The organism is Streptococcus parasanguinis, from assembly GCF_001073155.1.
Lineage (GTDB): Bacteria > Bacillota > Bacilli > Lactobacillales > Streptococcaceae > Streptococcus > Streptococcus parasanguinis_D.
In genome coordinates this window covers 146,877-160,624 of the sequence record NZ_JVEE01000035.1, presented here as the reverse complement: position 1 = coordinate 160,624, position 13,748 = coordinate 146,877, and the positions used below count along the sequence as shown (strand labels likewise).

16 protein-coding genes are annotated in these 13,748 nt (G+C 40.2%); 1 reads left to right on the top strand and 15 read right to left on the bottom strand.

The annotated features are described in order from the left end of the window. Window positions 1-163: 163 nt before the first annotated feature. From ADH92_RS06405 to tmk, 7 genes are read right to left on the bottom strand one after another with little or no spacing between them, the layout of a single operon-like run. Window positions 164-517: an arsenate reductase family protein gene (locus ADH92_RS06405; RefSeq protein ID WP_049497830.1), complete on the bottom strand. Its 354-nt coding sequence runs from the start codon at window positions 515-517 to the stop codon at window positions 164-166. 5 nt (window positions 518-522) lie between these two features. Further along, window positions 523-1,014: a methylated-DNA--[protein]-cysteine S-methyltransferase gene (locus tag ADH92_RS06400; RefSeq protein ID WP_049497829.1), complete on the bottom strand. Its 492-nt coding sequence runs from the start codon at window positions 1,012-1,014 to the stop codon at window positions 523-525. Continuing rightward, complete coding sequence (locus ADH92_RS06395; RefSeq protein ID WP_049497828.1) at window positions 998-1,579, bottom strand: GNAT family N-acetyltransferase; 582 nt, start codon at window positions 1,577-1,579, stop codon at window positions 998-1,000. The genes ADH92_RS06400 and ADH92_RS06395 overlap by 17 nt, the downstream gene beginning before the upstream one ends. A gap of 17 nt (window positions 1,580-1,596) precedes the next feature. Next, complete coding sequence (rsmI, locus tag ADH92_RS06390; protein WP_049497827.1) at window positions 1,597-2,454, bottom strand: 16S rRNA (cytidine(1402)-2'-O)-methyltransferase; 858 nt, start codon at window positions 2,452-2,454, stop codon at window positions 1,597-1,599. 2 nt (window positions 2,455-2,456) lie between these two features. Then, window positions 2,457-2,777, bottom strand: a complete 321-nt coding sequence (gene yabA, locus ADH92_RS06385) for a DNA replication initiation control protein YabA (protein WP_049497826.1) — start codon at window positions 2,775-2,777, stop codon at window positions 2,457-2,459. A gap of 9 nt (window positions 2,778-2,786) precedes the next feature. Beyond that, complete coding sequence (locus tag ADH92_RS06380; RefSeq protein ID WP_049497825.1) at window positions 2,787-3,680, bottom strand: DNA polymerase III subunit delta'; 894 nt, start codon at window positions 3,678-3,680, stop codon at window positions 2,787-2,789. Beyond that, the gene (gene tmk, locus ADH92_RS06375; RefSeq protein WP_049497824.1) at window positions 3,677-4,315 is read right to left on the bottom strand and encodes a dTMP kinase; all 639 of its coding nucleotides are present in this window, start codon (window positions 4,313-4,315) and stop codon (window positions 3,677-3,679) included. Before tmk ends, ADH92_RS06380 begins: the two co-directional genes overlap by 4 nt. Before the next feature lie 149 nt (window positions 4,316-4,464). Here tmk and ADH92_RS06370 point away from each other — a divergent pair, with 149 nt between their 5' ends. Further along, window positions 4,465-5,352: a YitT family protein gene (locus ADH92_RS06370; RefSeq protein ID WP_049497823.1), complete on the top strand. Its 888-nt coding sequence runs from the start codon at window positions 4,465-4,467 to the stop codon at window positions 5,350-5,352. A 289-nt stretch (window positions 5,353-5,641) separates the two neighbouring features. Here the strand turns inward: ADH92_RS06370 and ADH92_RS06365 are convergent, their stop codons facing one another. From ADH92_RS06365 to ADH92_RS06330, 8 genes are all read right to left on the bottom strand, one after another. After that, window positions 5,642-6,298, bottom strand: coding sequence for a CBS domain-containing protein (locus tag ADH92_RS06365; protein ID WP_003005183.1), 657 nt, complete (start codon window positions 6,296-6,298; stop codon window positions 5,642-5,644). Between the two features lie 144 nt (window positions 6,299-6,442). Continuing rightward, window positions 6,443-7,687, bottom strand: coding sequence for an MFS transporter (locus ADH92_RS06360; RefSeq protein ID WP_049497822.1), 1,245 nt, complete (start codon window positions 7,685-7,687; stop codon window positions 6,443-6,445). Window positions 7,688-7,900: 213 nt separating this feature from the next. Continuing rightward, the gene (locus ADH92_RS06355) at window positions 7,901-8,767 is read right to left on the bottom strand and encodes an Rgg/GadR/MutR family transcriptional regulator (RefSeq protein WP_049497821.1); all 867 of its coding nucleotides are present in this window, start codon (window positions 8,765-8,767) and stop codon (window positions 7,901-7,903) included. Window positions 8,768-9,209: 442 nt separating this feature from the next. After that, window positions 9,210-9,920, bottom strand: a complete 711-nt coding sequence (locus ADH92_RS06350) for an ABC transporter ATP-binding protein (protein WP_003005434.1) — start codon at window positions 9,918-9,920, stop codon at window positions 9,210-9,212. Next, on the bottom strand, window positions 9,920-10,684 hold the full coding sequence (locus ADH92_RS06345; protein ID WP_003005595.1) for an ABC transporter ATP-binding protein: 765 nt from the start codon (window positions 10,682-10,684) through the stop codon (window positions 9,920-9,922). Before ADH92_RS06345 ends, ADH92_RS06350 begins: the two co-directional genes overlap by 1 nt. Continuing rightward, the gene (locus ADH92_RS06340; RefSeq protein WP_003008278.1) at window positions 10,684-11,631 is read right to left on the bottom strand and encodes a branched-chain amino acid ABC transporter permease; all 948 of its coding nucleotides are present in this window, start codon (window positions 11,629-11,631) and stop codon (window positions 10,684-10,686) included. Before ADH92_RS06340 ends, ADH92_RS06345 begins: the two co-directional genes overlap by 1 nt. Window positions 11,632-11,634: 3 nt before the next feature. After that, window positions 11,635-12,504: a branched-chain amino acid ABC transporter permease gene (locus ADH92_RS06335; protein WP_021153669.1), complete on the bottom strand. Its 870-nt coding sequence runs from the start codon at window positions 12,502-12,504 to the stop codon at window positions 11,635-11,637. An 81-nt stretch (window positions 12,505-12,585) separates the two neighbouring features. Continuing rightward, complete coding sequence (locus ADH92_RS06330; protein ID WP_023918808.1) at window positions 12,586-13,743, bottom strand: ABC transporter substrate-binding protein; 1,158 nt, start codon at window positions 13,741-13,743, stop codon at window positions 12,586-12,588. Window positions 13,744-13,748 lie beyond the last annotated feature (5 nt).

Genomic DNA, 13,748 nt, shown 5'->3' with positions numbered 1-13,748 from the left:
GCGCTTGAACTATTAAATTTCAAGCGCTCGGGAGTTTTGAGACCTCAGGCTCAAAACTAAGTCATGGAACTTCGTAGAAGTTCGCTGACGTCCGTACTCACCTAAGGAAAGCTTCTGGCATACTTTTATTATAGATCTGAAGAAAATCCAACTCCCTTTTCTTTTACAAACCTAAGTCTGCGTAAGGTTTCCGGTAGCCCACTTGAACAACTTTTCCGTCTTTGACAAGCAGAGGTCGCTTGATCAGCATACCGTCTGAAGCAAGGAGATCTGCCGCTTCTTTCAGTGTCAGTTGATCCACCTTATCTTTCAAACCGAGTTCACGGTATTTCATCCCGCTAGTATTGAAGAAAGACTTGATCGGTAGGCCAGACGCTGCCATCCAGTCCTGTAATTCTTGACTAGTCGGTGTTTCGGTTACAATATTTTGGCTCTGAAACTCACATTGGAGACCGTCCAATTCTGATTTAGCCTTTCGACAAGTCGAACATTTTGGGTATTCAATAAAGGTATACATCGATTTCATTTCTCCTTCCAGGTAATTCCTTCGTGTTGTAAGAGCCAGCCTTTGCGATCGAGTCCAGACGCATAGCCTGTCAATTCTCCATTTTTTCCCATCACGCGGTGACAAGGGACTAGAATTGTCAAGGGATTGCACCCAACTGCTTGTCCCACGGCCTGAGCAGAACCACAAGAAAGATCCTGAGCCAGCTGGCCATAGGTCTTAGTCTCACCATAGGGGATCTCTCGCAACAACTGCCATACCCGCTCTTGAAAGGCTGTTCCTTTTGGCACTAATGGAAAGCTGATGGGAATTGGGGCCCCAGCAAAATAATGGTCCAACCACTCCTTCACCTTCTCATGGTAGGGATGGAACTGCTCCAGCGCCCCATAGGGATCAGGCGCCTCCTCTTTTGAATCATAAAAATCAAGCTCTACAAGGCCTTCCTTACTGACAATGATCGAAAGAAGGCCCATAGGGCTCTCATAGAATTGTTTAAGATAGAGTGTCATTGTAGGCCGCCTCTGCTCTTTGGTCCCAGCGGTCCTCTTCTGAGACCACTTGGAACAAACTGGTTTCTGCTTTTCGTTTGATCTTTTGATAAGCCAGACGGACGCCATCAATTGGGACCTTTCCACAATAATGGTAGCCTAATTTTTCAAGCAAATGTTGCATGACCAGATTATCCGGATGCGTATCGCAACGGAAATCAGGCCCTTTTTCACCTTCGATTAAGCCTTGAAGGAAAGTCTGAGCCACCCCCTTGCCAGCAGCTTCTTTGGCCACAGCGACGCGGTGAAACGTGATATACATATAGTTATCATGCTCCCACTTGCCCTCGTAAATCTCATTATAGGCTGCTTCATTTCCCTTGTGGACGGCAGCATAGGCGACGATTTCCTGATCTTCAACGGCAACATAGCCGCGACTTTCTAGAATATCCTCAAAAATGATCTCTTCATCTGGATAACCATCCTGCCACTGATCGACCTGTCTTTGAGCCAGGCTTTCCTTAGCATCTTGGATGATTTCCATAATTCGCTGGATCTCATTTGGATAAGCCATTCTAATTTCCATCCTGCTTCCAACCTTTCCTACTCTTGATGGTAACGAGCATAAAGCTCACTCTTTTGCAGGCCGTATTGTTTGGCGACCTGTTTGATTGCTTGATTCTTCTTCATGCCCTCTTGGACCAAGGTATCGATCTCTTGGATCAAGTCAACCTCTTCTAAGTCTAACTCTTCTTCTTTGGCTCCTTCGACGATCAAGAGGCACTCCCCTTTGAGGGGATTTTCTTCCAGAAATGCGACTAACTCAGAAATACTGCCACGAGTATATTCTTCGTAGATCTTGGTCAATTCACGAACCAAGACAACCGGACGATCCCCATAGACAGCCAACATATTCTCTAAGGTCGCCTTCACCCGATGGGGCGACTCATAAAAGATCTGGGTCTCCGGATAGGCCACTTTTTCTTGGAAAAAGGCCTTTTGTTGCCCCTCTTTGCGAGGTAGAAATCCATAAAAAATATGAGGTTGAGGGGCTAGGCCACTGGCAATCAAGCCAGTAATCCCTGCACTTGGACCAGGAACAGCTACGACAGGAATCTCGCGTTCAATCGCTGCCTTAACCAAATCATGACCAGGATCAGAGATACTTGGGAGTCCTGCATCTGAGACCTGCGCCAAATCTTTTCCAGATTCTAGATGAGCGATCAGATCTGGAATTTTCTCCTGGGCATTATGCTCATGAAAACTAGTCTGGGGAGTCCTAATCTCAAAATGCTTGAGCAAGAGGCCTGTATTTCTGGTATCCTCAGCTGCGATCAAGTCCACATCCTTTAAGGTCTGGACCATGCGGTAACTCATATCTTCACGATTGCCGATCGGTGTTGGAACCAGGTAGAGGACCCCTGTTTTCTTTTCCCCTTTAAAACTTCGTTGGATCTGCATGCTTACTCCCTAAATAACAACTCGTCACAAAACATACACTCTTCATCGTTCTCACGGCGTTGGCCGTAGGAATAAGTACAAATATGAAAACCATCATTGTAAATTCGTTGCAAATTTTCACGGCCATGGTGTTGTGACTTTGTGGAGGAGGTCTTCTCAACTTCCCCCAAACGCTCTCTCAATTTATCATTTTCTAAGCGAAGAGCTGTATTTTCTTCGATGACTTGTTTCAAATTTTTCTTGATGGCTTCGACTTCAGCCAAGGTGACCAACAAATTCTGAGAAAAGCCGTCTAAAGCATCAAATAATTCTTTTTTATTCATTCTGACTCCTTAACTTTCTAAGCTCAAAACCATATATTCTAGAGCATATTGAAAAGAAACATTGGCCTTCCACATCCTGCGAGCAAGACTCAATTTTCCCAGTAGCTGCTGGGATCTGTTCAAGCGCAACTGCTCTTCTAAAGCCAACTCCATCAAACGAAAGGCCTGGCTTTGTTTTTCCTTATCATCTGCTAGGCTCACTAAGCGGGTCACTTCCAAATAGGCACGATTCAAATTGGATTGACAACGTTCGATGAACTGATCACAAATTTTGGCCAGTTCAAAAAACGTAGCATTCTTTTTTTGTTGCTCTGCTTCTTCGAGACTAAAACTAAAACGAGCTACTAAATTTGCCTGTGATTTAATCAAGCCTTCTTTTTCTAGCAGTTCGGTTAGGTAGGCTTGCTTTTTAGGAAAATGGACCTGCTGGGCCCGACTTTTGATGGTCGGTAAGATCAAGTTTTCATCGGATGTCAACAAGAAGAGATAGATCTCACTCTGGGGTTCTTCCATGACTTTTAAGAGAGAGTTGGCCGCATTGGTATGCATCTTATCCGCATCTTGGACGATAAAGACCTGCCGACTGCCTTCAAATCCTGATTGAGAAAAATCTTGAACCAGCGAGCGAATGCGGTCAGTCTTAATGATCTGGTTGACTGGACGCACGATCTTTACGTCTGAGAATTCTTCTTCGGCAATCAAGCGGCAGGAACGGCATTTGCCACAAGGCCAGACTCCCTGCAAATTTTCGCAAAATTGACTTTGAGCTAGCAAGAGGGCCATCTCAAAACTGGCAAAAGAACCTGTAAAGAGATAAGCATGACTGAGATGTTTGTGTTCTAAGATCTGGGTGAAGCGCTCCACCAATTCTGGCTGGAGCTGTTGGATCTCTTCTAGCTTCATTTCAATATCCCCAAGCGATTTTCTAAAACAGCCAAGACATCCGCAAAGACTGCTTCAAAGGATTGACTGGCATCGATTTTCACAATGCGCTCTGGTTCCTTTTCATACAAGGCTAAATAACCCTGTCTGACTTTTTGGTGAAGCTCCAAACCTTCCAAATCCAAACGATTGACTTCCCGCTCTTGGTTTTTGGCAATTCGAGCGAGCCCTTCTTCGACATCCAGATCAAAGTAAAGGGTGAGATCTGGTTTAAGACCATCTGTCGCAAATTGATTGAGCCACTCGATATCTTCCACACTCAGACCGCGACCATACCCTTGATAAGCGACCGAGCTATCAATAAAGCGGTCCATCAAGACGATTTCCCCAGCTGCTAGGGCTGGCAAGACACGTTCCACCAAATGCTGCCGGCGACTAGCAATATAGAGCAACAACTCGGTCTTGGCATCCATACTAGTATGGTCTGGATCTAAAATGACTTGGCGGATCTTTTCTGCAATGTCTACACCGCCTGGTTCACGGGTTGTAATAAAAGGAATTCCTTTTTCTTCAAGTAGAGGCAAAACGGCTTCTAGGACCGATGATTTCCCCGCTCCTTCTGGACCTTCAAATGAAATTAATGTACCGTTTACCATAGTATCCTCTTTCTAGTTTTCTTCTTTTTATTTTACCAAAAATAAGGGTAAAAATCTTGTATTTTAGGAGAGAAAATTTTTCAAAGTCATTTTCATTTTTTCACTTTTTTGTTACAATGTTCTTATAAAGTTTTAGGAGACAACCTATCATGTTTAAATTTAAAGATATTCTGGCTATCATCTTGGGGGCCGGCATTTTTTCGTTTGGGATCTATTTTTTAGTCATTCCTTTTCACTTCTATGAAGGAGGAGCGACAGGGATTACCTTGATCACCTATTACCTCTTCAAAATCCCCGTATCCATCATGAACTTGCTAATCAATATCCCTCTTTTCATTCTGGCTTGGAAACTGCTGGGCAAGAAATCTCTTTACCTGAGCTTACTGGGGACTTTCTCGGTTTCCGCTTGGATGGCGATTTTTGAAGCCATACCCCTCAGCCACCGCTACCATCACTTTATCTTTACAGCCTTTAAAGGAGATATTCTGCTTGCCTGTATCGCCTCAGGGGTTGTCCTTGGTTTAGGTCTAGGGATCATCTTCAATGCCGGTGGAACTACTGGAGGAACCGATATCCTCGCTCGCATCTTTAACAAATACACTTCCCTCAGTATGGGAAAACTCATGTTGATTGTAGATGCCATTGTTCTGATAACTGTTGTCGTTGTCTTCCAAGATGTCCGTACGGCTATGTATACCCTCTTCTTTATCCTGATTGACACCCTTGTGATCGACTTGATTGGAGAAGGTGGTTTTGCTGGAAAAGGCTTCCTTATCGTCACATCTAAACCAGAAGAAATTGCCCAAAAAGTATCCGACGATCTGGGTCGCGGGATTACCTTTATCCGCGGGATGGGCTATTACAGCCGTAAGGACCTAGATATCGTCTACTGTGTCGTTTCACGGAATGAGATGAAACAAATGAAAGACATCATCAATCAGATCGATCCATTCGCCTTCATCACCATTTCTGAAGCCCATGAAATTCTCGGCGAAGGCTTTACTTTAGATAAAGAAAAACAACCCATTACCCGTTAATAGAAAAAATAAGGCTAGATTCTCATCTAGCTTTGTTTTTCTATTTACGATTTTCCTTAGGTGAGTACGGACGTCAGCGAACTTTTACAAAGTTCCATGACTAATTTTTGAGCCTAATGTCTCAAAAATTCCGAGAGCATGAAACAAGTATGTTTCATGCTCTTTTCTCACGGCGGAAAATCTTAGAATACACGTCATAATTAATAAAATCATAATTATTTTTACAGAATTTATTAAGTTACTTTATACAAAAATCAGACTGGATGATCATCCAGTCTGATTTTTTCTATTAAATAGCTTTTGCGGTTGTTCGAGTGATTTCATCAACTTTCAAACCGTTGGCTTCAAATTTACTACGGATTCCTTCTAGATCTGTCACCCCATCAATTTGGACTTCGATAACCACACGATCGTCTTTGGTTGGGATATTGACTGTATTGGCGATGTTATACCCTTCTTCTACAATCAAGTGAATGATTTGTTCTAGAACGCCAACCTTATCTTCTGTCACAAAGCGAACACGAACTCCTTCTTCTCCATAGCCCGATACTTCAAGGAAGGCACGGAAAATATCACGGTCTGTGATGACACCGGATACTTGGTCATTGTCCACGACTGGAAGAATTCCCACCTTGTTCTTGTACATGAGGTAGGTCGCATCTTCTAAGCTCGCAAATTTAGAGACGGTAATGACATCGCGAAGCATGACATCTTTAACCTTAGTCTTGTTCAACAGATAGTTCATCTCGAAAATAGACAAGCTTGTTGCTTTAGATGGACTTGCTTCTGCAATCGTACCTTCTGTCACCAAACCAACCAATTTATCGTTTTCAATGACTGGCAAACGGTGCAAACCTTGTTCGCGCATCAAATCTGCCGCGTGGGCAATTGTAGTATCTGGACTAATGTAAACCACTTTACGTGTCATAAAATCTTTAACAGCCATAACAAGTTCTCCTATGCTTTTATTAGTTTTATTATACTTGATTTTAAGAATGATTTCAAACGCTTTCAGCAGTTTTCTCTTGTTTTCAAAATTTAGAAAAATCAAACACACGTACCTTTTTATTCAACATTTAAATCTTGCAAACTAATCATAGTCACTAGCAACCGATTTATTAGAAAATAAGGAAAGTACAAATACCACAATGGATAATAATAAGAATATACCCCAGGCAAACTGAGAGCTCCACATAGATAAACTTGTAAATAAAATGGTTGCTATTGGCATTGATAATACTGATATAACCTTAAAAAAACTACTAGTTTGTGCAAGAATATCCGGTGGAAGTTTTGCCATTAAGAGACTATTTAATTTGGGATTTACCTTACTACTAAGATACATCATGAATGCCAACACACTAAAGGAAATAATTTCCAAACCATTTATCCAACCACATATTCCTATTACTATTAATAATCCACTATCTATTTGAAGTATTTTAATAAGTGAAAGTTTAGAAAAATAATCATTAGGGGTCATTCCACCAATTAGGGCTGAAACAAATAATATTGTTTGAAGTAAAAACACCGACTGAGCAAAAGATAAACCAAAAGGAGTTATTTCTGTAAATTTCAAATTGTACATTATTAAAATAGCACTGCCTAGCGAATTTAATCCTAAAATTGAAAAAATCATTAGACCAAAACGTACTTTCTCTTGATATTTAAATATACTTTTACTATTTTTGTAAAGGTTCTTAAGTTGTGAGATAAACCCATTTTCTGGTGAATAATTAACTTCTGGATGTGTCAATTGTCTTTGGATTTTGAGCAATACCACCGATGATAATAAGAAACTAATAGCATTTATCGTAGCTAAAAAGAAGAAATTATTATGAGAAATCGTTAGTAACCAAACTCCCAAAGTTTGACCAGAAATCAAAGTTATTTGACTAATTACTTGATCAAAAGAGTACGCTTCCATCAGGTCTTCTTCGGGAATGTGTGACTGAAACATAGGTAATACTAGGCCTCTTCTGTACTCTGCAATACAATCTGATAGGATGTTTATGAAACATACAATCGAGAAAACTAGCCATGAATTTTCTTTCGATAAGAACGCAACCATAATAAATAATACTGCTTGTATATATCCTAATAATAGCAACCACAATTTCTTATTCTTTGTTTTATCAGCCTGCATTGCAATAAAAAGAGAACAAATCGTTGGAATATATTGTATAAAACTTGCTACACCAACCGCCAATTTACTATTCGCCATACTTGCTGCAAATACTACAAAAACAAGATTATAAATAGTTGATCCTAAATCATCGAAGAAACTAGACAAGACCAGATTCCTAAAAAAAATATTTCTTAAAAAAACTTTCATCTACTATACCTTTCTAGTAGAAACTTGATAGACATAACTTCATTCAAATAAAAAATATTTTTAAGTTTTTCAGAATTACTTTTTCTTTTATATGAATTAACAAAATATCGAAGTATTTAATTGTTATATCTAAATATAGTTTACTACTAAATTTTAAATATTTAACAGAGTTTCAAATATGAAATATCCTGTCTCATACATCTGATCTTTTGCCTAATTTATATGTATCCCAAACTGGTCCAATTTTACCTCTAAAATATTAATCAGTTGACTATCACCAACAACTCGAAGAGACTCTATAAATTGTTTAATTTCCTTTTTAGAATTTTTTGACTTTAAGTAACCATTTACTAATTTTAAAAATTTTAACAACATGATTTCTAGCATATCATATGGAAAAAGAAGCTTTTCTAGCTCGAGTATAAACAATGGAACTTGAGTATCAATTTTTCTTAAAATTAATTCGCCAATTAAATTTATGTACGTTAATTTTAAAGAACTTAAATTGTGTTTAAGAAAATTATAGTCTTTAGTCCTTTCCGCAAGCTGTTCTCCAAAAAATAATAGATCTTCATCTGAAATTAAAGTCATTGTATTTCCAAATACATATAATTCAAACCATGTCCAAGATTCAATTGAAAATAGATAATCTACCAATACTTTTCTATCTTCTATATTTATTTCATAGTTTTGATCTAATGAATGAATCGCATTCTCAATAATAAATGACTGAATTCTTTGATATTGATCCGTCTCTTCACTCTGTAATACTTCAGTTAATAGATACTCTAATCCTTTAATATCCTGTTTCAAAAATAAAGTGGATATCTTCTTACCTAAAATAATATCTTTAGGTAATTCATAATTATTTAATTTATGGCCAAACTCTTCAAAAGTCATGTGGATTGATTCTATCGCTATTAATAATTTATCAGCACTTAACATCGTTTGCCCATTTTCAAATTTAGACAATTGTGCTATGCTTAATCCTTTTCTAGCAACATCCTTTTGTTTTAAGCCTCTGGCAATTCTTAGTTCCTTATATAATTCACCCAATTGAATTTTTCGATCTATATGCATAACTTATAATCCATTTCAGTCATTAGTAATTACGTTTATTTTACCAAATTAATAAAGGAAATTATATATTTTAAATTATTTTACTAAGAAAAAATCTTAGCCAGTAAAAATGAAAAAAGAAAGGTCTTCAGGACCTTTCTTTCGAACATATTCAAACTGTTTTTCCTATAAAATGAGATTAATGTTTCTTCATAATAGAAATTATACTATTTTTTGAATCATTTGGGAGTATAATGAAACTTTCCGCCGTGAGAAAAGTGCTTGAAACAAGACTGTTTCAAGCACTCGGGAGTTTTGAGACCTTAGGCTCAAAACTAAGTCATGGAACTTCGTAGAAGTTCGCTGACGTCCGCACTCACCTAAGGAAAGTTTCTAAATTTTCTTTGTCATCAATTCGAAGAAAGGTTTAGCTACCTTTCTTTTCTAACATACTTTATAAATCTTATCCACCAAGGTAGGCCTTGCGGACTTCTTCTGAGGCTAAGAGTTCTTTTCCTGTTCCGGTAAGAACGACTTTCCCTGTTTCCAAAACATAACCGCGGTCTGCGATAGCAAGAGCCTTATTGGCATTTTGCTCGATCAAGAGAACAGTTGTTCCTTGTTTTTGGATATCTTGGATGATATCAAAGATTTCTTGGATAAAGATTGGAGCCAATCCCATAGAAGGTTCATCCAGAAGCAAGAGTTTTGGCGTTGACATAAGGGCACGACCCATTGCTAGCATTTGTTGTTCCCCACCAGATAGGGTTGCTGCATCTTGGTTCTTCCGTTCTTCCAAACGTGGGAAACGGGAGAAGACTTTCTTCAAGTTAGCTTGATTTTCTTCTCGATCTTTCTTCAAGAAAGCTCCCATCTCCAAGTTTTCCATAACAGTTAAGCCCGGAAAGACGTGGCGGCCTTCTGGAACTTGAGAAAGTCCTGCTGCTACAATCTTTTGAGCCGGAACCTTTTGAATCTCCTGACCCAAAAATTCGATTTTCCCAGCACTTGGACGCACCAAACCGGAAATGGTACGAAGAATAGATGTTTTCCCAGCACCGTTAGCACCGATAAGAGAAACAACTTCTCCTTCATTGACCTCGAAACTGACATCACGGACAGCCTGGATCATGCCATAGTGTACAGAAAGATTTTCAACTTTTAACATAGACATTAGGCTTCACCTCCTAGATAGGCTTCGATTACGCGTTTGTTGGTCTTGATTTCATCTGGCGTACCATGGGCAATCAAGCGACCATATTCCAATACATAAATCCGTTCCGTTACTTCCATAACCAAACTCATATCGTGCTCGATCAGCATGATCGTAATATTAAATTCTTTTTGAATGCGACGGATCAATTGGGTTAATTCTGCTGTTTCTTGAGGGTTCATCCCTGCAGCAGGTTCATCCAAGAAGAGGATTTTTGGCTCTGTCGCAAGGGCACGAACGATCTCCAAGTGACGTTGTTGTCCGTAAGCTAAATTTTTGGCCAAGGTATCTGCTTCTTTTTCCAAACCAAAAATCGCTAACAATTCAAGGGCTTTCGCTTTCAAAGCTTCTTCATTCTTGTAATAGCTTGGCAAGCGGAAAAGACTCGCAAAGACATGTGGCTTGTGGTGATTGGCAAAGGCAATCAAGACATTGTCCAAAACGCTCAAATCTTTAAAGAGACGAATATTTTGGAAAGTCCGTCCCAGACCACCAGCAGCGATTTTATAAGGTGCTTTACCATTTAGTAGCTGACCATCTAAGGTAATGGTCCCTTCACTTGGTTCATATACCCCTGTTAGGAGGTTGAAGAGGGTTGTTTTCCCGGCACCGTTGGGTCCGATCAACCCAACCAATTCCCCTTCATTGAGTTCCATGGTCACATCCCCAACGGCTGTCAAACCACCAAAGTTTTTTGTTAAATTTTTTACTTCAAGAAGTGCCATTAGTTAGCCTCCTTTTTTGAGAGTAGTTTTTTCAAGCTGAATTCCCATGTTCCAAGAAGACCACCTGGACGGAAGATCATCACGAGAATCAAAGCCAATGAGTAAATGATCATACGTACACTTGAGAAGTCTTGAAGCACCATGTTCAAGATCCCCAAGACGATGGCTGCTACAACTGTTCCTGACATGGATCCCAAACCACCAAACACGACAATGATCAAGACATTAATAGTATTGGTGAAAGAGTAATCTTTAGGAACAACAGAGCCGATAAAGCCGGCTTGGAGAGATCCAGCAATCGCCGCTGTGATCGCACCAAATACAAAGGCAATGACTTTGACTTTGGTCGTATTGATCCCAACAGATTCTGCTGCGATTTCATCTTCACGAACAGAAAGGGTAGAGCGTCCAATTGGACTGCGTAAGAAGTTAATCGTAAAGATCGTTGTAATGACAACAAAGAGGTAAACCAATTGCCAAGTTGTAAAGGCAGGCAAACCAAGGATCCCAGCAGCACCATTTGTTAGAGTACCACCATTGACGATCAAGATCCGGATGATTTCAGAAACCCCAAGTGTCGCAATCGCGAGGTAGTCCCCTTTCAACCGAAGGGTTGGAACCCCAACGATCAAGGCAACGACACCAGCAATCAACGCACCTAAAACCATCGCACCAAAGAAAGCACCATAGGTTGGTGATTTGGAACCGAGAATAGCTGCAGAGTAGGCACCAATCGCCATAAATCCGGCATGACCGAGTGAGAATTGACCTGAGAAACCAACAATGAGGTTCAAGCCAACTGCAAGGATAATATTAATTCCGATTTGTTCTAAAATTTGGATATAGAAGAGGTTGAGCACACCCGCTGCAACCAAGACTTGGATCAAGGCAAAACCTGCGACCAAAAGACCAAGCCAGACTAAATTCACTTTTAAATTTTGTTTCATGGCTTACACCTTCTCTTTCACATTTTTACCGAGGATTCCTGCTGGACGAATGAGCAAGATCACAATCAAGATGGCATACACAATGGCATCACGGAAGTCTGAAAGACCGATCGCTGTAGCGAATGTTTCCAACAAACCGATGACAAATCCACCTAGGGCAGCACCTGGAATGATTCCGATTCCTCCAAGAACGGCTGCGACAAAGGCTTTGATCCCTGGTGTCATCCCCATCAAAGGCTCGATCGAGTTGTAATACAAACCAATCAAAACACCACCAGCACCTGCCAAGGCTGATCCCAAAGCAAAGGTAAAGCTGATCGTACGGTTTACGTTAATCCCCATCAATTGAGCGGCATCACTATCGACAGATACAGCCCGCATAGCTTTCCCCATCTTTGTCTTTTGAATAATAAATTGAAGAGCGACCATCAAGAAAACAGACACTCCCAAGATCATCAACTGAATATTGGAGATTGAAATAGGACCGAAGTTGTAACGAACCGTTTTAATGACTTGCGGGAAGGAACGGGTATTGGCACCGACGAAGAAGACCATCCCATATTCGAGCAAGAAGGAAACCCCGATGGCTGTGATCAAGGCTGCAATCCGAGTCGAATGACGAAGCGGACGATAAGCCAGGTATTCAATCACAACCCCTAAAATAGCTGTCCCAACCATGGCTAGGAGCAAAGCGACAAAGAAGTTCACTTTCCACGAGTTCAATAAGAAATATCCCATAAAGGCACCTACCATGTAGATATCCCCATGGGCAAAGTTGATCAATTTGATAATTCCATACACCATGGTATAACCAAGGGCCAAGAGTGCATAGACACTTCCCAAGATTAGACCGTTCACTAATTGCTGGAGCATTTGAACCATCCTTTCTAACAATAAAGAGCGAGGCCAGGAATTTTCATTCTCCCAGCCTCTTGTACAAACAACAAATGATAATTATGGTTTAACAGACTCAACTGATTTGACTTTACCATCTTTCAAGCCAATCATAAGAGCTGATTTAACCGGGTTGTGGTTCTTGTCAATTGACATTGTACCAGTCACACCTTCCAAGTCTTTCAACTTCGCAAGGTTATCTTTCAATTCGACAGAGTTCTTAGCACCTTTAGATGCTTCTGCAACCATGTAAACTGAATCATAAGCCAAAGCTGCGAACATTGAAGGTTCTTCATTGTATTTCGCTTTGTATGCTTCTACGAATTTCTTGGCTTTATCAGTCATTTCACCTTCAGTAGAGAATCCAGCTACGTAGTAGATATCTGTAGCTGCAGCAGGTGTTGCTTGTTCAACAAATTTAGCATCGCTAAATCCATCCCCACCAATGATTGGTTGTTTGATTCCCATACCACGCGCTTGGTTTACGATCTTACCAGTTTCTGTGTAGTAACCTGGAAGAACAATCGCATCGAAGTCTTTATCTTTGATTTTTGTAAGGGCAGCTTGGAAGTCTGTATCCTTAGATTGGAATGTTTCTGTTGCTACGATTTCACCTTTATAAGATTTCTTGAAGGCTTCAGCAATCCCTTTCGCATAGTCAGATGAGTTATCGTAGTAAAGAACGACTTTCTTCGCTTTCAAGTTATCAGTTGTGTATTTAGCAATGATTTTTCCTTGGAAGCTATCGATGAAGGTTGCACGGAAGAGGTAATCTTGACCTTTTGTCAAATCATCTTGAGTTGCAGATGGTGTAACCAATGGAACACCTGCTTTACCAGCATTGGCAACGGCTGCTGCAGTAGCACCTGAAGTTGCAGGTCCTACAAGAGCGTTCACTTTTGATTGGGTTACAAGGTTTGTTGTGACTGTAGCTGCTTCAGCTGTTTCAGATTTGTTATCTTTATCTGTGACAACAATCTTCTTACCGTCAGCTCCACCCTTAGCGTTGATTTCATCAACGGCCAATTGAGCACCTTTTTGTTCAGCGCTACCGTAGGCTGCTACTTCACCAGTTTTTTCAAAGTTAAAACCGACTTTTAGTTCTTTGCCGATTTCGTTACCAGTTGTGTTTGAACCTGAAGTAGAAACTTCACCACAAGCAGCAAGAAGAGCGACACTTGCAATGGTTAAAAATGAAAGAGCAAATTTTTTCTTCATTTGTA